The sequence below is a fragment of the Cohnella cholangitidis genome (assembly GCF_014107495.1).
Taxonomy (GTDB): Bacteria; Bacillota; Bacilli; order Paenibacillales; family Paenibacillaceae; genus Cohnella; species Cohnella cholangitidis.
On record NZ_CP041969.1, the window covers coordinates 3,087,501 to 3,110,109 of the forward strand.

Annotated in this window: 14 protein-coding genes, 1 tRNA gene and 1 rRNA gene (1 of these 16 running past the window's edge); all 16 read left to right on the forward strand. The window is 52.0% G+C overall.

Annotated elements, in window-relative coordinates:
- A 23S ribosomal RNA gene (locus FPL14_RS14630) occupies window positions 1-2,481 on the forward strand; it begins 447 nt to the left of the window's first position.
- Window positions 2,482-2,807: 326 nt separating this feature from the next.
- Window positions 2,808-4,004, forward strand: coding sequence for a putative glycoside hydrolase (locus FPL14_RS14635; protein WP_182303672.1), 1,197 nt, complete (start codon window positions 2,808-2,810; stop codon window positions 4,002-4,004).
- 192 nt (window positions 4,005-4,196) lie between these two features.
- Complete coding sequence (gene guaB, locus FPL14_RS14640) at window positions 4,197-5,654, forward strand: IMP dehydrogenase (protein ID WP_182303673.1); 1,458 nt, start codon at window positions 4,197-4,199, stop codon at window positions 5,652-5,654.
- A gap of 129 nt (window positions 5,655-5,783) precedes the next feature.
- Entirely contained in the window at window positions 5,784-7,124 is a 1,341-nt protein-coding gene (locus tag FPL14_RS14645) for a D-alanyl-D-alanine carboxypeptidase family protein (RefSeq protein WP_229263916.1), read from the forward strand.
- 74 nt (window positions 7,125-7,198) lie between these two features.
- Window positions 7,199-8,083, forward strand: coding sequence for a pyridoxal 5'-phosphate synthase lyase subunit PdxS (gene pdxS, locus FPL14_RS14650; protein WP_220471250.1), 885 nt, complete (start codon window positions 7,199-7,201; stop codon window positions 8,081-8,083).
- Between the two features lie 113 nt (window positions 8,084-8,196).
- Window positions 8,197-8,787 (forward strand): pyridoxal 5'-phosphate synthase glutaminase subunit PdxT, encoded by a 591-nt coding sequence (gene pdxT / locus FPL14_RS14655; RefSeq protein ID WP_182303675.1) that lies wholly within the window; start codon window positions 8,197-8,199, stop codon window positions 8,785-8,787.
- On the forward strand, window positions 8,774-10,060 hold the full coding sequence (gene serS / locus FPL14_RS14660) for a serine--tRNA ligase (RefSeq protein WP_182303676.1): 1,287 nt from the start codon (window positions 8,774-8,776) through the stop codon (window positions 10,058-10,060). The genes pdxT and serS overlap by 14 nt, the downstream gene beginning before the upstream one ends.
- Before the next feature lie 76 nt (window positions 10,061-10,136).
- A tRNA-Ser gene (locus tag FPL14_RS14665) sits at window positions 10,137-10,225 on the forward strand.
- Window positions 10,226-10,535: 310 nt separating this feature from the next.
- Window positions 10,536-10,880: a hypothetical protein gene (locus FPL14_RS14670; RefSeq protein WP_182303995.1), complete on the forward strand. Its 345-nt coding sequence runs from the start codon at window positions 10,536-10,538 to the stop codon at window positions 10,878-10,880.
- 13 nt (window positions 10,881-10,893) lie between these two features.
- Complete coding sequence (locus tag FPL14_RS14675) at window positions 10,894-11,070, forward strand: hypothetical protein (RefSeq protein ID WP_182303677.1); 177 nt, start codon at window positions 10,894-10,896, stop codon at window positions 11,068-11,070.
- A 15-nt stretch (window positions 11,071-11,085) separates the two neighbouring features.
- A complete protein-coding gene (locus FPL14_RS14680; RefSeq protein WP_182303678.1) occupies window positions 11,086-11,235 on the forward strand; it encodes a small acid-soluble spore protein P in 150 nt (49 codons plus the stop codon).
- Between the two features lie 127 nt (window positions 11,236-11,362).
- Window positions 11,363-12,268, forward strand: a complete 906-nt coding sequence (locus tag FPL14_RS14685; protein ID WP_182303679.1) for a YitT family protein — start codon at window positions 11,363-11,365, stop codon at window positions 12,266-12,268.
- A 132-nt stretch (window positions 12,269-12,400) separates the two neighbouring features.
- Window positions 12,401-13,540 carry a hypothetical protein gene (locus tag FPL14_RS14690; protein WP_182303680.1) on the forward strand — a complete coding sequence of 380 codons (1,140 nt, stop codon included), beginning with the start codon at window positions 12,401-12,403 and terminating at the stop codon, window positions 13,538-13,540.
- Between the two features lie 146 nt (window positions 13,541-13,686).
- On the forward strand, window positions 13,687-16,125 hold the full coding sequence (locus FPL14_RS14695) for a S9 family peptidase (RefSeq protein WP_182303681.1): 2,439 nt from the start codon (window positions 13,687-13,689) through the stop codon (window positions 16,123-16,125).
- A 167-nt stretch (window positions 16,126-16,292) separates the two neighbouring features.
- On the forward strand, window positions 16,293-16,499 hold the full coding sequence (locus FPL14_RS14700; RefSeq protein WP_182303682.1) for a hypothetical protein: 207 nt from the start codon (window positions 16,293-16,295) through the stop codon (window positions 16,497-16,499).
- Window positions 16,500-16,609: 110 nt separating this feature from the next.
- Window positions 16,610-22,450, forward strand: a complete 5,841-nt coding sequence (locus FPL14_RS14705) for an S-layer homology domain-containing protein (protein WP_182303683.1) — start codon at window positions 16,610-16,612, stop codon at window positions 22,448-22,450.
- The last annotated feature ends 159 nt before the right edge of the window (window positions 22,451-22,609 follow it).

A 22,609-nucleotide genomic window follows, 5' to 3' on the forward strand; every position in this document is an offset into this window, starting at 1 on the left:
ATCCGGCAGGACCATCTGCCAAGGCTAAATACTACCTGGCGACCGATAGTGAAGCAGTACCGTGAGGGAAAGGTGAAAAGCACCGCGGGAGCGGAGTGAAAAAGAACCTGAAACCGTGCGCTTACAAGAAGTCAGAGCCCGATCTAGGGGTGATGGCGTGCCTTTTGTAGAATGAACCGGCGAGTTACGTTCACGTGCAAGGTTAAGCTGATGAGGCGGAGCCGAAGGGAAACCGAGTCTGAATAGGGCGAATAAGTACGTGGTCGTAGACCCGAAACCGTGTGATCTACCCCTGTGCAGGGTGAAGGTGAGGTAACACTCACTGGAGGCCCGAACTCGTGAGCGTTGAAAAGCTCTGGGATGACGTGGGGGTAGGGGAGAAATTCCAATCGAACTCGGAGATAGCTGGTTCTCCCCGAAATAGCTTTAGGGCTAGCCTCGAGGTGAAGCATCATGGAGGTAGAGCACTGATTGGGTGCGGGGCCCGCCAAGGGTTACCAAGTCCAGTCAAACTCCGAATGCCATGCATGTATACTCGGGAGTCAGACGGCGAGTGCTAAGATCCGTCGTCAAGAGGGAAAGAGCCCAGATCATCAGCTAAGGTCCCCAAGTGTGTGTTAAGTGGGAAAGGATGTGGAGTTGCGAAGACAACCAGGATGTTGGCTTAGAAGCAGCCACCATTTAAAGAGTGCGTAATAGCTCACTGGTCGAGTGACTCTGCGCCGAAAATGTAACGGGGCTAAACACACCACCGAAGCTATGGCATGTACCTTAGGGTACTTGGGTAGGGGAGCGTTGAATGCGGGTTGAAGTCAGACCGGAAGGACTGGTGGACTGCATTCAAGTGAGAATGCCGGTATGAGTAACGAAAAGACAGGTGAGAATCCTGTCCGCCGAAAGCCTAAGGGTTCCTGGGGTAGGTTCGTCCGCCCAGGGTAAGTCGGGACCTAAGGCGAGGCCGAAAGGCGTAGTCGATGGACAACAGGTTGAAATTCCTGTACCACCGTAATCCGTTATGAGCGATGGGGGGACGCAGGAGGGGAACGACGCGAGCTGATGGATATGCTCGTCCAAGCAGTGAGAGGTGTGTGTAGGCAAATCCGCACACTATAACCTCAAGCTGTGATGGGGAGGGAAAATCATAGTACCGAAGGTCATGTACCCACGCTGCCAAGAAAAGCCTCTAGCCAGGAGAAGGTGCCCGTACCGTAAACCGACACAGGTGGGCGAGATGAGAATTCTAAGGCGCGCGGAAGAACTCTCGTTAAGGAACTCGGCAAAATGACCCCGTAACTTCGGGAGAAGGGGTGCCCCGGTAGTGTGAATAGCACGAGGGGGCCGCAGTGAAGAGGCCCAAGCGACTGTTTAGCAAAAACACAGGTCTGTGCGAAGCCGCAAGGCGAAGTATACGGGCTGACGCCTGCCCGGTGCTGGAAGGTTAAGAGGAGTGGTTAGGGGCAACCCGAAGCTATGAATTGAAGCCCCAGTAAACGGCGGCCGTAACTATAACGGTCCTAAGGTAGCGAAATTCCTTGTCAGGTAAATTCTGACCCGCACGAATGGCGTAACGACTTGGGCGCTGTCTCAACGAGAGATCCGGTGAAATTTTAGTACCTGTGAAGATGCAGGTTACCCGCGACGTGACGGAAAGACCCCATGGAGCTTTACTGTAGCTTGATATTGAACTTTGGTACGGTCTGTACAGGATAGGTGGGAGCCTATGAAGCAGGAGCGCAAGCTTCTGTGGAGGCGCCGTTGGGATACCACCCTGATCGTATCGGAGTTCTAACTCACTACCCTTACCGGGTAGGAGGACCGTGTCAGGCGGACAGTTTGACTGGGGCGGTCGCCTCCTAAAAAGTAACGGAGGCGCTCTAAGGTTCCCTCAGCGCGGTTGGAAATCGCGCGCAGAGTGCAAAGGCATAAGGGAGCTTGACTGCGAGACCTACAAGTCGAGCAGGGACGAAAGTCGGACTTAGTGATCCGGTGGTACCGAATGGAAGGGCCATCGCTCAACGGATAAAAGCTACCCTGGGGATAACAGGCTTATCTCCCCCAAGAGTCCACATCGACGGGGAGGTTTGGCACCTCGATGTCGGCTCATCGCATCCTGGGGCTGAAGTAGGTCCCAAGGGTTGGGCTGTTCGCCCATTAAAGCGGTACGCGAGCTGGGTTCAGAACGTCGTGAGACAGTTCGGTCCCTATCTGTCGCGGGCGTAGGAAATTTGAGAGGGGCTGTCCTTAGTACGAGAGGACCGGGATGGACGCACCGCTGGTGTACCAGTTGTTCCGCCAGGAGCACCGCTGGGTAGCCAAGTGCGGAAGGGATAAGCGCTGAAAGCATCTAAGCGCGAAGCCTGCCTCAAGATGAGATTTCCCAATTCGTAAGACCCCTGGAAGAACACCAGGTTGATAGGCTCGGGGTGGAAGCGCGGCAACGTGTGGAGCTGACGAGTACTAATCGGTCGAGGGCTTATCCTAAACGAATTGACATAGTAAGGCAAATGATACACTCACCTTCTTCCTACATGCTTTGTTTCGTATACCTGCACCGCAATGCACAGCATTGCTGCCTGCAAGTATACGGGGCCGTGACGACTTCGTCGCACGGGTTCGCATCCAGTTTTCAAGGTGTAAGACCAAAGACGAAGTTCCTTTTCACAGAGGAGCTTCTTTTTTTTGTTTTACTGCCATATGTCTGCCTAACCATGAAAAATCCCCCTGAGCTCCCATAAACTCAGACGCTGTAAAATCCCTTTCGATGCAAACAATACCGATACTTTTCATGCGGGAGGTGTCTGCATCGAATGAAAAAGGATAACATCGGCAAGCAGTTCCGCTTAATTTGTTGGACCCTAATTGTTGTACTCTCGGTCGCCGGGTGCGCATCGGATACGAAACGCCACATTAATGGCGCATCACAATCCAAGACTCTTGACGATCGGTTGAGCCAAGCGATAAAAAACACGAAAACGTCTAAATTCCCGAAATTTCAAATCCAAAGACATATAGACGATAGCCAAACGGTGACGCTCATGAAGGCGACGAAACCAGTTCGTGCAATCTATGTCTCTTCCCACGTCGCCAACAGCAGCAGCCGCATGAAACAACTAATCGATCTTGTTAATCAAACGGAGCTCAACGCGATGGTGCTTGACGTGAACAGCGGGATCTCGTTATCTAATCCAGTAAGGTCCGGTACAAAGAACGACCACGTACGACCGGCGTTATCGAACAAGAAATCCGCTCTTCATTTTCGCCAAGTCATCAAGCAACTCAAACAGCAAAATATTTACTTAATCGCCCGGGTGGTGACGTTCAAGAATCCGACGTTGGCGAACGCGGTCCCCGCATGGACCATTAAGCGCAAGGATGGCAAGGTGTGGAGGGACCGCAACGGGGTTGCCTGGATTGATCCCTATCGCGAGGAAGCCTGGGAGTATCCGATTGCGATCGCCGAACTCGCCGCTCGGATTGGTTTTGACGAAATCCAATTCGATTACGTAAGATTTCCGGAAAATGCGTCGAAGGTGGATCGGGAGGTTGACTATGCCAACGATCAGGGTTGGACGAAGAGCGAGGCAATCGGTAAATTCCTGCATAGGGCAAATTTGAGAGCGCATAAACACGGGGCCAAAGTATCCGCGGACGTATTCGGGATGGTCGGATCTTCGGATGACGACATGGGTATCGGACAAAGCTGGGATTCCATAGCACGGGAAGTGGACGTAATCTCTCCCATGATCTATCCATCCCATTACTCCGAAGGGATGTGGGGGATCGAGCACCCCGATTTAAGTCCAGGTCCTATAGTCACGAAGGCATTGAAGGATGCGCTTAAGCACAATCGAAGGCTGAATCAGAAGGGCATCGCCACGGCGAAGGTTCGTCCATGGCTGCAAGGCTTCACCGCCGGTTGGGTTCATCCTCACCAGAGATACGGGGAAAATCAAATTCGCGAACAAATCGCGCCGCGCGCAATGCCGGTTTATATTCTTACATGATCTGGAATTCAGCCAATCGCTATCCTAAGTTTACTGCCTGAGTTGGATACTATTGGATTAAGAAAACGCTTATTTGATGCGGTTTTCGCCGATTTGGAATGTGCTTGACAGCCTATGATGCCTCTGCTAAGATTGACGATAATCAATCGGAGACATTAGCTGGTAAGCAACCGGCAAAGGGGGTAATTAGCAGTGTGGCAAACGAAATTCGCCAAAGAGGGACTTACTTTTGATGATGTACTACTCGTCCCCCGTAAATCTGAAACTCTACCACGGGACGTAGATGTCTCAACAGTGCTTAGTCCTTCGGTCAAGCTCAACATACCGTTGATCAGTGCGGGGATGGATACGGTCACGGAATCGGCTTTGGCGATCGCAATCGCCCGTGAAGGCGGAATCGGAATCATTCACAAGAACATGTCCGTGGCTCAACAGGCGGAAGAGGTGGATCGAGTTAAGCGTTCCGAGAGCGGAGTCATCACTAACCCGTTCTCGCTTACGCCCGAGCATCACGTTTACGACGCGGAAGAGTTGATGGGCAAATATCGGATTTCGGGTGTTCCTATCGTGGATAACGAAGGTAAACTCGTAGGGATTTTGACTAACCGCGATTTACGTTTCGTACATGATTACTCCATCAAGATTAAAGACGTTATGACGCACGAGCAGCTCGTTACGGCACCGGTCGGAACGACTTTGCAACAAGCGGAAGGCATTCTGCAACGTCACAAGATCGAGAAGTTGCCGCTCGTGGATGAGACGAACACGCTTAAAGGTCTCATTACGATTAAGGATATCGAAAAAGCGATACAGTTCCCTAACGCAGCTAAGGACACTCATGGAAGGTTGCTTGTCGGCGCGGCGGTAGGCGTATCTAAAGATACCTTCGAACGGGCTGAAGCGCTTGTACAAGCAAGCATAGACGTACTTGTAGTCGATTCGGCGCACGGCCATCATATCGACATCGTGTCGATGGTTCGCAAGTTGCGCGAAAAATATCCGGATCTGACGATCGTTGCCGGCAACGTAGCAACGGGCGAAGCGACTCGCGACCTCATCGAGGCAGGCGCATCGGTCGTTAAAGTCGGAATCGGACCCGGTTCGATTTGTACGACGCGGATCATCGCCGGTATCGGCGTGCCGCAAATCACGGCAATTTACGATTGCGCGACGGTAGCTCGCGAATACAATATTCCGATTATCGCCGACGGCGGTATCAAGTACTCCGGCGAGGTTACGAAAGCCATTGCGGCCGGCGCTAGCTGCGTCATGCTGGGAAGCTTATTCGCCGGTACGGAAGAAAGCCCGGGCGAATCGGAGATTTACCAAGGACGCCGCTACAAGTCATACCGCGGTATGGGCTCCATCGGGGCTATGAAGGAAGGGAGCAAGGATCGTTACTTCCAAGAGAACGAGAGCAAGCTCGTACCTGAAGGCATTGAGGGACGGGTTGCTTACAAAGGGCCTCTGAAAGATACGATTCATCAATTGCTCGGCGGACTTCGTTCCGGTATGGGCTATTGCGGTACCAAATCGATCGAAGAATTGAAGAATGATACGCAATTCGTTCGGATTACGGGAGCCGGTTTGCGCGAGAGCCATCCGCATGACGTGCAAATCACGAAAGAAGCACCTAACTATTCCTTTTAAATCCTGTTTGGGTTAGAGCGTATAGTGGAGAGCCGAGGGACTGGAATTCATTCCGACCTCGGCTTTTTCCTTTGAGTAGCCTATGTTACAATAGGACGGAAGTATTTTATCGGAAAAGGGGAGAATGTGTTGAATCGCAATCATCTATTGTTGTTGCCCAAATCATTGTTAACGAAGCGGTTCGTTGCCGTCCTCGTTCTTATTAGTCTTTTGTTTATGTTCGGAATGTCTTCTATGGCTTCAGCAGCGGACGAAGTTCCAGGAGCTCCCCAATTGGATGCCCAGTCTGCCATTCTTATGGATGCGGAAACCGGCCAAGTCTTGTATCAACTAAACGCCGACGTTGCGGCTCCTCCGGCGAGCATGTCGAAAATGATGACGGAATATTTGGTTTCTAAAGCCGTCAAACAAGGCAAACTATCTTGGGATGAGAAAGTTACGGTCGGAGAGAACGCGGCGAAGCAAATCGGCAGCCGGATACTCTTAGCCGAAGGCGACCAACATACGATTAAAGATTTATACATTGCGATGGCCGTGTACTCGGCGAATGACGCGACCGTTCAACTCGCGGAAGAAGTCGCCGGCTCGGAGGAAGCGTTCGTCAAGATGATGAACGATATCGCAGTCGAGCTTGGGATGACAAAGTCCCACTTCATCAACGCAACCGGTCTTGACCGCGCGGATATGCCCGAGAAGTTCCGCCCGACTTCCGTCGACGGCGAGACGGTGATGTCGGCGAAGGACGCCGCTACTCTGGCGTACTATATTATTAAAGAAGATCCGGAGTTCCTGGAGACGGCCAAAATCCAGGAGCACAAATTCCGTGAACGCGATAAAACGCCGATGAAGAACTGGAACTGGATGCTGGGTTCCAACAAAGATAATCCTACCCTTCGCAAATTCGCTTATGAGGGCGTAGACGGTTTGAAAACCGGACATACGAGCAGTGCCGGCAACTGTTTTACCGGTACGGCATTGCGGAACGGAACTCGTCTCATCGCGGTCGTGATGGGCGTACCAGGCGGCGTAAACGACGGCAAACGGTTCTTGGAGACGGCTAAGCTGTTCGATTATGGCTTCAAAGGTTTCGAGAAGAAGACCGTTCTGGAAGCTAAAACGACTGTTCCCGAATATGAAACCCTGAAAGTTAAGAAGGGTAAAGCAACGAAGGTGCCGGTCGTGACGGCGACGGATATTACGGTGCTCATTCCTAAAGGTCAATCCGTGGTGCCTGTAGTCCAAGAAGTGAAGAGTAATCAGGACCCGCTTGTAGCGCCAATCAAGCTCGGCGATAAGGTGGGAACGGTCACTTACAAATACAAGGATCCGTCTACGCTTGAGGACAAGCAAGTTCAGATCGATCTCATTGCTTCTGAAGAAGTGAATAAGGCTAGCTGGTGGAGATTGTTGTTCCGCGCGATCGGCAATTTCTTCTCCGGACTGTTTCAAGGAATCGTAGATCTTTTCTAAATTCCGACTTAACTGGTTGCCTATTACACCATCTTCATGTAAAATTTATTTTTAGAATCTTCGGGAGGCATAAAATAATGGAAACAGGTACTTCGATAGTTAAACGCGGCATGGCCGAAATGCAAAAAGGCGGCGTCATCATGGACGTTATGAGCGCCGAGCAAGCGAAAATCGCCGAAGCGGCCGGAGCAACGGCAGTCATGGCATTGGAAAGAGTACCATCTGATATTCGTGCCGCAGGCGGCGTAGCCCGTATGGCTAACCCTGAGCTTGTAGAAGAAGTAATGAAAGTTGTAAGCATTCCTGTAATGGCTAAAGCACGGATCGGCCACTACGTGGAAGCTAAAGTATTGGAATCCCTCGGCGTCGACTACATCGACGAGAGCGAAGTGCTCACTCCGGCGGACGAGGTGTACCACATCGACAAATCGCTGTTCACGGTTCCGTTCGTATGCGGAGCTAAAGACTTGGGCGAAGCTCTTCGCCGGATTCAAGAGGGAGCTTCGATGCTTCGCACGAAAGGCGAGCCAGGAACGGGTAATATCGTAGAAGCTGTTCGTCATATGCGGATCATCACGGGTCAAGTTCGCAGAATCCAGAACTTGTCCAAGGACGAATTGTTCCATGAAGCTAAAGTTCTCGGCGTAAACTACGACTTGCTGCTCAACGTGCACAATACTGGACGTCTTCCGGTCGTTAACTTCGCTGCAGGCGGAGTTGCAACGCCTTCCGATGCCGCATTAATGATGCATCTTGGCGCGGATGGCGTATTCGTCGGATCCGGAATTTTCAAATCCGACAGTCCTGAGAAATTCGCGCGCGCGATTGTCGAAGCGACTACGCATTATGAGGACTATGCATTGATCGCTCGCGTATCCAAAGATTTGGGCGAAGCGATGAAGGGGATCGACATCTCCAAGCTGCACTCCTCCGAACGGATGCAAGATCGCGGCCTCTAAGCCATAAACAGAGATTAAGCGCAACCCATCGAGCGGCTTCCAATCGGCATCAGATAGCGCCGAAGGAAGCCGCTTAAGATATTTATACTTGCACGGGGAAGAAGGAACTAACGATGATCATCGGAGTATTGGCGTTGCAAGGCGCGGTAGCCGAACACATTCGCTCCATCGAGCTTGCCGGCGGACAAGGCGTTGCCGTGAAGAAGGTCGAGCAGCTGGCGGAAATCGACGGTCTGATTATTCCGGGCGGAGAGAGTACGACGATCGGCAAACTGATGCGCAAATACGGATTTATCGATGCGATCCGGGAATACGCGGGCCAAGGGAATCCCGTGTTTGGAACCTGCGCGGGATTGATCGTATTGGCTGATCGCTTAGAAGGAGCGGAAGAACCGCACTTACGCTTAATGGATATGACAGTGGCGCGCAATGCGTTCGGTCGTCAACGCGAGAGCTTCGAGACGGACCTGAACGTGAAAGGGATAGATACTCCGCTAAGAGCGGTGTTCATTCGCGCGCCGTTGATCAAAGAGGTTGGCGATAGCGTTGAAGTGCTGTCGGAGTATCAAGGGGAAATCGTAACGGCAAGGCAAGGGAACCTGCTGGCTTCTTCGTATCATCCCGAATTAACCGACGACTACAGACTGCACGAGCTGTTCATTCGTATGGCCCAAGAAAGGGGACAAACCCATGTTGGACGTTAGACTGCTCCGCAACGATTATGATAAGGTGGCGCAAGCTCTTAAGAATCGCAACGCATCGTTGGATTTAATCGCTGCGTTTCCTCAGTTGGACGTTAGCCGTCGCGAGAAGCTGACGGAGAGCGAGCAACTCAAAAACCGCCGTAACGTCGTATCGCAAGACGTCGCCAAGCTCAAGAAAAGCGGCGAGAACGCGGACGACCTCATCGCCGAGATGCGGAACGTGAACGATCGAATCAAATTGCTGGACGACGAAGTTCGCGAGATCGAAGCGGAGATGGACACGCTGTTGCTGTCTATTCCTAACGTGCCGCATGAGAGCGTTCCGGTAGGGGCATCCGAGGAGGACAATGTCGAGCTTCGCAAGATCGGAGAGCCTACGAAATTCGAATTCGATGCTAAACCGCATTGGGAAATAGGCACGGAGCTGGGCATCTTGGATTTCGAAGCGGCCGCTAAAGTGACGGGATCGCGATTTGTTTTCTACAAAGGACTGGGTGCGCGTCTCGAGCGGGCTCTGATCAACTTTATGATGGATCTCCACTCGGACAAGCATGGATACGAAGAAGTTTTGCCTCCGTATATTGTCAATCGGGACAGCTTGGTCGGTACGTCGCAGCTTCCTAAGTTCGCGGAAGACCTATTCAAGCTCGAAGGAACGGATTATTTCCTGATTCCGACGGCCGAGGTTCCGGTTACCAACTTCCACCGCGAAGAAATCCTGTCGGCGGACGCGCTGCCGAAAGCATTCGTCGCGTTCAGCGCTTGTTTCCGCTCCGAAGCCGGAGCTTCCGGACGGGATACGCGCGGTTTGATCCGCCAACATCAGTTCAATAAGGTCGAGCTAGTGCAGCTAGTCGCTCCGGACAAGTCCTATGAGGTGTTGGAGCAATTGACGGGCCATGCGGAACGCGTGTTGCAATTGTTGGAGTTGCCTTATCGCGTGCTTGCTTTGTGCACGGGAGACATGGGCTTCGGTTCGGCGAAAACCTATGATCTGGAAGTATGGCTTCCAAGCGCGGGTACTTACCGGGAAATATCCTCTTGTACGAACTTCGAGGATTTCCAAGCTCGCAGAGCTGGCATCCGGTATCGTCCCGAGAACGGCGCGAAGCCGGAATTCGTGCATACGCTTAATGGTTCCGGTCTGGCGCTCGGCCGTACCGTCGCCGCGATCATCGAGAATTACCAACAAGCGGACGGTACGATTAAAGTGCCGGAAGTGTTAAAACCTTACATGGGCGGAATCGAGTTTATAGCTCCTCGCAAGGGTTGATGTCTCCATATCAAATGTGATATGATAACTGGGCAGTATCGGTCGAACCTTCACGGGTGAGTCGTCTGCCAGTCGTGGAGAGGTACCGAAGCGGTCATAACGGGGCGGTCTTGAAAACCGTTAGGGTGCAAGCCCACGTGGGTTCGAATCCCACCCTCTCCGCCATACATAAAAAACAGGCCGATTCCTGAAAAGGAATCGGTTTTTTGCGCGTGGCGAAGTGGGATGAGAACGGGCCGTTAAGCGACCATGCCCTAAGGCATGGTCGTAGGCCCCGGCGTGATAGTCGCAAAGAAGTGGCCGAGTTTGTGAGGCTGCGTGCGACGGAGCGAATCCCACCCTCTCCGCCATACATAAAAAACAGGCCGATTCCTGAAAAGGAATCGGTTTTTTAGTTGTTCGCCTCGCGTGCGGTACCGAAGTTCCGAATAAGAAAATGACATTGGGTCAACCTAACGAGGTGGAGGTGATCATGATGTCAAGCAACGACGAACTGACCGTTCCGCAGGAGGATCTGGCCGAAGCTTGGCAGCAAACGCTGCCGGAACGATTAAACGGCGGGGATCAAGCCGAGGTTATTGCCGACGCCGTCGATTCCAGCAAGCTGCACGTTCATATTAAAACCGCGGGGCGCCAGATGTTCGAGTTTGATTTCGCGGTCAAGTACGTGGATAGCCGGGAGATCGATATTCAATTAACGGATGTGGAGAAAGACGGACAGACCGTGGATGAACGAAACGATGTCATACAAGGGTTGATCGGGGATTATCGTCGCCACCTGCACGAAACGGCGCAAGCGTTGCATCATTTTACCCATTAAGGGGGCAGTCAAAGTGTCGGATTCTAACGGCTTAGCGGACAAAAATCTTAGCAACGTGGCAGAGGATTTGGCAGAGAATCCTGTTAATTCGCATCAAGCCCAACAAAATCAACAGAAGACAAACGATCGCCGCCATCAAGATGCGCTAAATCATGACGCTACGACGGACCTTAATCATTTCAAATCGTAAGGAGGATTTCACGGCATGAGCAAGCCTAAGTCAGAGCAGGTTCCGCGGCCCGAAGAGCATAGCTCCCGCCATTCGACGGTTGACCAACAGCCGGTTGAACCTCTGTCGGGGTCCAAGAAAGTGAAGAATCGCAACCATACGAGACATAATAATGGCGAAGGTTAAGGAGGTCCCGGCGATAAGCCGGGGCTTTTTATTTTACAATTCGATCGAATGCGGTTAACCCCCTTCGGTTTACCCCAAGTATGTACATTGGTATAATGAAAGAATACTCATAAAGGAGGACTTGTTCATGACCGATGCAAAAACATTAGCGCCACCCGGCAAACCGACTCCGATCCGCCATCACAAGCAAACCCCCTTGGAAATCGTAAGACGAATCTTTCTCATCATCGTAGGAGCCATCCTCGTTGGCGTGGCTCTGGAAATTTTCCTCGTAAACAACTCCATTATTGATGGCGGCATTACAGGGATCTCCATTATGTCCTCATACTTATCGGGCTGGCCGATCGGTATCTTCCTATTTATCCTCAACCTTCCCTTTCTCATTCTAGGCTATCGAACGATAGGCAAGACTTTCGCGTTATCCACCCTTCTCGGAGTTATCACTTTATCTATCGCAACGACTTTATTGCATCCGGTAGAGCCCTTTACGGATGATATTTTTCTGGCTGCCGTATTCGGAGGGATATTTCTTGGCGCGGGAACGGGGATTGTCATCCGTGCGGGAGGCTCTTTGGACGGCACCGAGATCGTGGCGATTATCTTAAACCGCAAATCTCCGTTCTCCGTCGGTCAGACGGTTATGTTCATCAACTTGTTCATCCTCGGAAGCGCGGGTTTCGTCTATTCTTGGGATCGCGCGATGTTTTCCATGATTGCTTATTATATTGCTTTTAAGGTGATCGATCTGACGATCGAAGGCTTCGACGAATCGAAATCCTGTTGGATCATTAGCGACCATCACAAGGATATCGGAGATGCGATTACGGCGCGTCTAGGCCGCGGAGTTACGTTGCTTCATGGTGAAGGCGGCTATACGGGGGATCAGAAAAAAGTGATTTTCTGCGTCATTACTCGTTTGGAAGAAGCAAAGCTCAAATCGATAGTCAACGAATTGGATCCCGGAGCGTTCTTGGCGGTAGGCAACATTCACGATGTCAAGGGTGGAAGATTCAAGAAAAAAGACATTCATTAACAGCTTTTACGGGCTTTTACGGAATTTAACAAAACTTTAACACGGAAAGTCTTTTCGCGAATGCGGAATTGAGATACAATGTAATTTGTTTGATTTACGTTTTACAGATAAATTGGAAGGGGTTTTTCCATCTTGTTCAAGAGTAAATTAGGATATGCTATCCTAGCCGTCATGCTTACTTTTGTATTAGTGCTCAGCGGCTGTACGAAAGACAAATCACCTAAAGACGCGCTGCAATCGTCCATGTCGAAATCATCGGATATTAAATCTTACAATTTCAAAGGCAGCATGAAGTTCGAGGACTTCAATTTCCCGGATGACACGATGAGCGCTAGCGAAGCTGCCGCAATGGTCAACATGTTGAAGAGCGCCGAGCTTTCCTGGACCGGCGGCTACCGCGCCGATCCAATGCTGATGGAAATGAATCTGCAGTTGGCGCTGAAAGGCGATCTGGCGGTTACTTTCAACGTTCCTATGGTCATCACGGAGAAAAAAGTTTGGGTCAAAATCCCGAACATTCCGATGCTGCCTATTCCTGAAGACGTTGTAGGAAAATTCGTCGAGCTTGACTTGGAAGAGCTTGCGAAACAAACCGGCGAACCAATGCCTAACATGGATATCGCTAAATCCCAGAAGTTCTATAACGAAGCTTCGGAAATCGTGTTCAAGCACATTGAAGAAGAGAAATATCTGTCTGACGTTAAAGTGAAAGACGCTGGATTGCCTGCCGATGTGGAAGTGAAACAAGTCGTTCAATTCCACATGGATCAATCTCAAATCGAGCCGCTTATCAATACGATTATCGAGAAAATCGCTCCTGAAATCATTGACTTGTTGTCCAAAAACCAAGAATACCGCGACATGCTTCAATTGAAACAGGAAGATCTGGATACGGCTAAGAAAGAACTGAGCGAAGTGAAAGCGGGAGATCTCTCCGAAGGCTTGGCAGAGATGAAGAAAGAACTGAAATCCCTCGATATTAAAGCGAACATCGGTATCGATAAGAAAGAATATCCGGTTTACACGGATGCAACGATCAAAGCTTCTATCGAATCCGAGGAATTGACGGGCAGCCTGGGTATCAAAGTGGTTTCCCAGACTACGGGAATCAACGAAGAGCCGAAGTTCGAAGTCGGCGAGCCGAAAGGCGACGACGTTATCACCATGGAACAGCTTCAAGAGAAAATGGGCGGCCTGTTCGGCGACATGGGAGCGGACGGCCTGGAGGATATGGATTTCGAAGCATTGGAAGAAACGGATTCCGGCCTATAATAGATTAATCATTGAACCCTCGTCTTCGGCGGGGGTTTTTTGATAGTTATTTTTTCCCTAAAGATTACCTAAATTGTATAACCATCCGAAGGGTTCGTGCGTATCTACTAGGAGTTTGATATCTGAAAGGACAGGTGGAGAAAAGAATGAAGCTTAATCGATTTAAGAAGCCGCTTGAGTTAGCGTTGGTTGCGGCTCTCGGACTGACGCTGTTGCTGCCGACAGTTCAAGCCGGGACAGTCGCGGCCGCGGGAACTTCGACTCAGGTTATTCAGGACAAGTACATCGCTAAGCTACAAGAGTTAGGATTCGTGAACGGCACGACCGACGGTATGGATCAGCGGACAACTCCGATTACGCGGGGAGAAGCCGCGATTATTCTTCAGAAGGTACTCGAGCTTCCTACTCCGGATTCCGTAACGGGATTCAAGGATCTGAAGCCGGGTCTGCCGGAGACGATCGCGGTTAACGCTTTGAAAGAAAAGGGCGTAGTCGGAGGCGCCGGCGGGAATTTCCTGCCGAACGCTCCGTTAACGCAAGAGCAAATGGCCTCGCTCATCGTTAGGGCGTTCCAGCTTCAGAACAATGACATCCAAGCTACATATTCGGATGCAGGCAAGATCGCGAAGTACCATCGCGCGGATGCGGAACGATTGAAGCAGCATTTTATCCTGGAAGGCAATCAATTCAATCCGAAAAATGCGGTTACCCACGCGGAGTTCGCTCAAGCCTTGTATCGGGCGCTTAATCTCGACGTGGCGGAGCAGGGAAACATTCCGTTGGAGGACTTCTTCCGTCTTCCGGAGCAATTCGGCTTCCAAGCGTCGCCGGACGGGAAGTACTTAGCGTTCCTTAAGCCGTGGAATAATCGGATTAATATTTACGTGCAGAAGGTCGGAGAGAAGGAAGCTACTCGGGTCACTAGCGCAACGGAAAGGGACATTTACTATTTCAGCTGGGCTAGCGATACAAAGCTGATCTACCCGCAAGATACGGGGGGCGACGAGAACTACCATCTCTATAGCGTAGACGTCGACGGTACCGACAACAAGGATCTGACTCCGTATCCGAAGGTCACGGTTATGCTGATCGACGATCTGAAGGACCGTCCGGATGAGATTCTGATCGGCTTGAACAAGAGAGATCCGCGAATCTTCGATGCCTACCGGCTGAATCTGAATAGCGGCGAACTAACGCTTGCCGCGGAGAATCCGGGGAATATCACGGGGTGGATGACGGACAATGACAGCAAAATCCGAATCGCCATTTCAAGCGATGGAATCGTATCGAGCTTGCTCTATCGGGAAACGGAGGATCAGCCTTTCAAGCCTTTGTTGACGACCAAGCTGGATGAGTCGTTCTCTCCGCTGATGTTCACGGAAGATAACAAACAGTTGTACGCGTTATCGAATATCGGCCGCGATACGTCCGCGCTCGTGCGTTATGATCTGGCTTCGAATAAGATCGTCGAGACGATCTACGAGCGTACGGATTCCGACGTGCTCGGATTCATCCCGAACAAGAAGAACAAAACGATCGCTGCCGCGATCTATGAAACCGATAAGCAAGGGCTATATTTCTTCGACAAGGAGCTTGAACAGGAATACCGGAAGCTGGAGGGCAAGCTTCCGGGCATGCAGATCAGCGTGCTAGGCGGGAGTCTGCTGGAGGATCAGTCGATGATCTTCGCAGGCAGCGACCGAAGCTACGGAACGTACTATAATTACGATCGCAAGAGCGGCGAGTTGAAGGTGCTGGCTAAGATCGCTCCATGGCTGGATGAAGAGAGGATGGCGGAGAAGAAGCCCATCTCCTATCAGAGTCGGGACGGATTAACGATTCACGGGTATTTGACGTTGCCTAAAGGCGTTGACCCGACGAATCTTCCGGTCATTATCAACCCTCACGGCGGGCCGTGGTCCCGGGATTCGTGGGGATTCAGCCCGGAGGTGCAATTCTTGGCAAGCCGCGGATATGCGGTACTCCAAGTTAACTTCCGCGGTTCTACGGGCTATGGCAAGAAGTTCTTGGAGGCCGGCAACAAAGAGTGGGGCAAGGCGATGCAAAACGACTTGTCCGACGGCGTGCAATGGCTGATTAAAGAAGGCATAGCCGATCCGAAGCGCGTAGGGATCTACGGCGGTTCTTACGGCGGTTACGCAACGTTGGCCGGTCTAGCCTTTACGCCGGAGCTATATGCGGCAGGGGTGGATTATGTGGGCGTATCGAACCTGCTTACGTTCATGGAGACGATTCCTCCTTACTGGGAATCGGAGCGAGCGATGTTCTACGCGCGAGTAGGGGATCCCGTAAAGGATAAAGAGATGCTCATGGCTAGCTCGCCCATCTTCCATGTAGATCAAATCCGAGCTCCTCTGTTCGTCGTGCAGGGGGCTAATGATCCGCGCGTTAACCAGGCGGAATCGGATCAGATCGTCAAGGCGCTGCAAGCTCGCGGCGTCGAAGTGCCGTACATGCTCAAGGCGAACGAAGGACACGGATTCGCCAACGTGGAGAATCAGCTTGATTTCTACCGGGCGATGGAGAAATTCCTTAATCGCCATTTGAAGCAGCAGCAAGAATAGAAGTCGGCAGGAACGAGTAGCAGAACGGCTGTGGCTGTATGCCGGCCAAGTTTCCTTTCAAGGGGAGCTTGGCTGGCTTTTTGTTGTGACGTCGGCAATCAATTTCGACAAATCAGCAGGGGGATCCCCCTTTAATGTCGAATAGGTGTGGTCGGGAGGAAGAGGAAATGTTATACATTATAGTCGGAATTGTACTGTTGATCTTCGTAATCGGGGCGTTTAAGTCGGACAACGCGGGGTGCGGATGCCTCATCCTGCTGCTGATTCTGCTATTCATCCTCTGGAGGACGGGGCAGCTGGCCAATGCTTGGAATCTGGTCAGAGTGGCGTTCTACTACTTCAAGGACTGGGTTTCCGATACCGTGTTCGGTTAACGCCTTCGGGCGTTTTTTTTATGTTCAGAAGTTGTACATGTTCTGGTGCCATAATGATGAACGGTGTCGAACCATGTTTTTTACTTATATCAAAAGACGGTGATCGATTAATGAAAAAACAGTTCAGAAGATGGGCTATTGCGGCATTGTCTATGCTCATAGTTCTATCCGGCTTTCCTTTTGCCTCTCCGCAGAAAGCGGCTGCGGCAAGCGTGGCTACAGATCCGGACAAGAGTTACGTCTCGTTCAAGTACGATACGTTCGATCCTAACCATTCTTTGAAGGATCTGCTTCAGTACACGAGCAACGTAAATTCAGTACCGCTAGGTTGGATTACGGATACGATCGACAACAAGCCTAAACTGCGGTTGGCTGGAGAAGTAGGAACTTCGGGGGGCTCCGCCTTCAACAAGCGGAGGGTCTCTCTTGCCGAGGATCGCTCTTTCAGCACCTACTTCAGCCTGCAGATGAGAAACCAAGTGCCGGCCGGCGGTTGTTGCGGCAAGCGGGCCGACGGAATCGTATTCGTCGTGCAGACCGCTTCGAACGAAGCCGGATCAACCGGGGGAGGACTAGGGTATGATGGCGTTGGCAGAAGTATCGGCGTAGAATACGATACGCACATGAACGGTTCCGGGGACAAGGAAGATCCCGTGGCAATCGGAGGCAATGCAGGCGGAAGCGAATCCAGTCATGTCGCATTCGATTTGAATGGATCGGTTACCCACCTCGCTCCCAATTCGCAAGCCAACAAGGATAGACGAAATATCGTCTTGGCGAATTTCATGAAGAGCGACATGGATTTGGCTAACGGCGTATTCCATTCTTGGATCGACTACGACGGCATTACCGACACGCTTCGCGTATATATGATCAAAGAGGGTACAGGGGCGGCTCTCGGGAAATATCTCGTTCCCGCCATGTCTTCGGGAGCGAACGAGAAAGTACAGAGCAGTACGGTAACGATTGATGCTTTCCCTGCAGTTAACGCTGCAGGTAAGCTGCAAAGCACGAAGACGAGCGATTCGAGTACGTTTATCCTCGATCCGATTCTGGAAATTCCGAACGTGGACTTGTCTTCGGTCCTGACTCAGGACGAGGCTTTCGTCGGCTTTACGGCGTCGACCGGGGGAGCCTGGCAGAACCATGATATATGGAAGTGGTATTTCAACAATGACAGCGGTCTGATTTCTCCGGACAACGGGGGCTCCAATATCGAGCAGGCTCCAACGAAAATCGAGATCCTGAACAAACAGAGCTTCACCTACGCAACCGATTATCAAGGGAACACTCATAACGGCATTAAGGTGAACGAGGCCAAGGCTTCGGTAACCGCGCAGGTGTCTACGGAGAGCAATGACCCGGTCTCCGGTTATCCGGTGACGTTCTCCCTTTATCTGGTCAAAGGAATCGAGCAAGTTTCCATCGGACAAGGGCGTACGGTCGCAACGGAAGTAAGAAAAGACGACCCTGATATTCTGATGCAGAACAGCATCTATTCCAGGGTGAAGAAGACTTACCAGCATGGTAACGGCGAGACCCAAGAAATATGGGAAATTACCGTACCTACGGACGCGAATGGGCAAGCTTCGATCGATTTGTTCAATCTTGGGCTTCCGCACCTCACGAACGTGAAGGCTCGAATCGGCGGGGAACTGGATAACTATAACGCGCCTCATGGCGGCGGATGGTTCGACGAAGCTCCGGTGCTATTCGGCACGCAAGCTCCCGTCGTTACGCGCTCGGAGGTGAGCGACGACCGCCGCAAGGTAACGGCGGAGTTCGATATTCCGGTCAAATACGATCCGGCTAATCCCGGAGGCTTCTGGTTGGAAATCCCGGGTCAGGATCCGCTGCCATTAGTCATCGATGATTACGTAAAAGCGGGTGGCGTGGATGATCCGTTCCGGCTCCTCCTGAAGCTTGACCCGACCAAAGTTCCGCCGAATACGATCATCCCGCCGAACGTCGTTCCGATCTTGCATTACGACGGCGATCCGGATGATCCGGACAGTACGCTAACGGGTTCTGTCACGGACCGTTCCGGCGAGGCGACGCTTAAGAATTTTCCGGTCGAGAACGGAGCTCCGGTGGAGGTCATTAACCGATTCGCGCCGAAAAGCCAAGTTGTCGTGAACGACGAGAACAGGGATACGGTACGGGTGAAGTTCCCGAACCCGCTCGTCACGCCTGATCCCGATGCTAAAGCGGCTTTCAAGGTTAAGATCGAGCATGGGGGAGTCGCCGAAATCGTAGACGTAAGCGCGCTGAGCTTAAACGGCAGTGATACGCTGGATCTGGCGATCGATCCAAGCGGACTGGATCCGGCATGGGGCGGTAAAATTCCGGCAGGCGCCGTCGTTTCGTTACTCTACGATGCTACACAATTGCCAAGCGGCGTAGATGGCATCCAACGCGTATCGACAGGCAGCGGCGACGAACTGGATAACTTCACTCATCCTGTCGTTAATCTGATCGAACCTACGCATGCTTACGTCGTTAACGACGAAACGCGGAACAAAGTCGTCGTGAAGCTGCCTATGGCCGTGAAAGAGCCCGCGGCGGATGCGGCGAACGCATTCACGGTCGTGTTGAACGGAACGGCGGTAAACGTTAACGAGTTGATCTGGAACGCTCAACAACCGGATATGTTCGTGCTCGTGCTGAAAGCCGCGGATCTCCCGGACGGTAAGGTTCCGTTCGAGAACGGCGGCAATCCGGTTCTAACGTTGGCGTATAATCCGGGCCAAACTTCTTCCCCGTTGGTCGATCTATATGACGAGCAATTACGCTTGCTTGGAACGACCGTAGCCACGGGCGATTATCCGATCACGAATCAAGTCGTGTTCGAGCCGATATCCGCGAAAGTACACGATGATATCCGCAATGAGGTAATCGTGACGTTCCCGGGCTCGGTAAGCGTTCTTGGCGATCCGCAGTTGCAGATCGTCGTGAACGGCGATACGAGCAACCCGATTAACGTTACCGGCATCAGCGGCAGCGGTACGAATACGTTAAAGCTGACATTGGAGGATAAAGTCGGTTATAACGATACGATTCAGCTTATTTATGTGCCTGCGAACGGAGACAGCATCGTGGATACGGGCAATCCGATCGGCAGCGTGCTTCGCCCGCTCGGTCCGACGACAGGCCACGGTAATTTGGATTATCCCGTCGAGAATCAACTTGGTCCGAATCGGGCGGTTGTGATCGAGGATGGCAGCGGGCGCAATAAGGTAGAGCTATCGTTCCCAGCGTCTCTGCTCGATCCGCAGTCGGCTATTCCTAGCAACTTTAACGTTGTCATTACGCCTGATCTTGGGAACCCGGCGACAAGCGTTACGGCAGCGGTCTATCAGTTGGGCTGGGATGCGGTAACTCCGGGCAAGCTGATGCTGAACTTGGATCCGGGAGTTCTGGCGGGACTCGGGTTCCCGAACGGCATTCCGCCGGAAGCCGACGTACGGCTTAATTACACGCCAACAATACCGGGTGCTGTGAGCGACGGGACCAAGGATCTTGGAAAACTGACCCTCTTCCCGGTAGAGAACGGCGATTACGAGAGGGCCAATCTCCAGTTGTCGGCAACCCCTGATGCGATTGTAGGAGACGGTTTATCTTCATCCTTGCTCAAGGCAACGATTACTAAGCAGGATGGATCGCCCGTATCCAACACGAAAGTCGTATTCAGCATTCCGTCAGGCAAGCCGGGTTACTTCATCGATCCTGACACGAATTTACACGTAACAACGATTGAAGTGACAACGGATAATGCCGGTAAAGCCCAAATTCCGTATTATTCGGAGAAGATTATCGGAACCGATTCCGTAGACATCACGATTACGGCGAAAGTTCGGGATCACGTCCTGAAGCTGCAAGCCGAAGACGATGTTAAGGTCACGTTCAGGCCGGCTACCGTAAGCGGAGTTGTCGTATTCGACGGAAATAAAATAACGGGAGCGACGGTCAAGATTACGGATCCGGATACGCTATGGACGGAGACCGTAACGACGGGCGGCGACGGCAGCTATCTGTTCACGGTGCCGGAGGGCGGTAAACAGTATCGGATCGAAGTTACGATCCCGCCGCAGGCTGGCGGATCTACTGTTCCCGTTACGTTCACGCAAACCGTTAACGTAGGCGCCGTAAGCGGAGCGGGCAGCCAGAATTTCCCGTCGACGCAAACCGTCAGCGGCCTGATCGGCTTGCAATTGCCGGGAGGCGCGCCGACCAAGTGGTTCGGGAATAGCACGGTGAGCAACCTCGTCGTTAAGCTAAAAGATTCCTCCGGCCATTATTTGCCGAATCCTTCGGCCGGCAACGACGAGTTCCTGTTGCAGGGAACCGGAACGGGCGTATTCACGGCTAATAATGTTCTGCCTAACGAGAATTATCAGCTCGAAGTTTGGTACAAGATGGAAGTGTACGATAAGAATGGTCCGACAGGCGTGTTTAAAGAGATATTGATCAACGGCAAACCGGATCCGTCCGATGCGACGAAGGTCAAATATCCGGTGATCCGAATCACGGAGTCGGGAGAACTGAATATCGTTCAGGATTTGGTCGATCCGTACGGAACCGTCATGAACGGCTCGAACGGCAACGCTCCGATTCCGGGTTCCAAAGTCACGTTGTATTATTGGGATACGGGTTTGCCGGTATATTTGCCGCCGATAGCCGGATTCGCTCCCAACGACAACGCCAGCCCGACGCAATACACGGATGCATCAGGGAATTACGCCTATATGGTCTACCCGAATACGGATTATAAAATCGTAGTCGAGTCTAACGGCTTCCCTGTATACACAAGCAACAAAATTTCCGTAGGAACGGCTATCGTAAGGCATGACGTTATCCTCTATGCCGCATCGAGCAGCGGAAGCGGGGGCGGCATCGCTCCAGGCACGCCTACGGCGCCTATCAAGGAGCAGCCGACTACGGGTAAACCGAATCTGGCGGTCAATCTGACAACGAGCAGCAACGTCGTCGAAGAGAAGAGCATAGCCACGATCACCGTGGATTACCTCAACGACGGCACCGCTATTCTGGAATCCGGAGAAATCAAAGTGACGATTCCGGATGGCGCGGAAGTCGTAGACGCCGGCGGAGGCAAAGTATCCGGCAATACGATTACGTGGCAGGTCAAAGATCTCGCGATCGGCCAGAAGGGCTCCTATCCGGTCAAGCTGAAGTTCCCGGCGGCCGGCAGCGCGGAGAAAATCGTCGACGTCAAGGTCCAAGGCTATAACAAGGATGGCGAGCTGGCTAATCCAGATAGCGCGAAAGCTTCCATGAAGCTGATGATGTTCTCCAACCGTTACGGGGTCGTCGAGCATATCCGTTATATTTTGGGCCATCCGGACGGCGAATTTAAAACGAAAAATACATTGTCCCGTGCCGAGCTCGCAGCGATTATCGCTCGATTGACCAATGGCGGACATACGACCGAGAAGGCTCAATACTCGGACGTTCCTTCCAAGCATTGGGCTAGCGGATATATTCGCATCGTAACCGACAACGGCATTTTCACGGGCTTCAATGACGGAACTTTCCGTCCGAACGCGCCGATTACGCGGGAAGAGCTTGCGGTCGTCATGGCCCGATTCCTTAAGCTGGACGGCTCGAACCCGATAAATGCCCATTTCGCCGATGTTAAAGGGCGTTGGTCGGCGGCCGCGATCGAAGCCTTGTACCGCAACGGCATGGTCAAAGGATATCAAGACGGCAGCTTTAAGCCGGGCAACTCGATTATTCGTTCCGAAGCCGTTACTTTAATTAACAAAATGCTGTTTAGAGGACCTCTCGTTAACGTCGAGCCGACCTTCCCTGACGTATCGAAGAGCCATTGGGCTTTCGGGCAAGTCGAAGAGGCTTCCCACTCCCATAAGGCGATCCGCAATCGGGATGGCAGCGAATCGTTCGTTAAGACCGTAGAGGATACCGTGAAGTAAGCATTAGAGATAGAAGCTAGAACTTGGAATGGGCAGAGGCCCGGGAGACGAACGCTATCGCGCGTTCCCCCGGGTTTTTGTTGTTCATGTTCCTTTTTCATAAAAGGGAAACTTTGGGTCGATGTCGAACTAAGTGGAATAGGCTCGAAAGGGAAACCG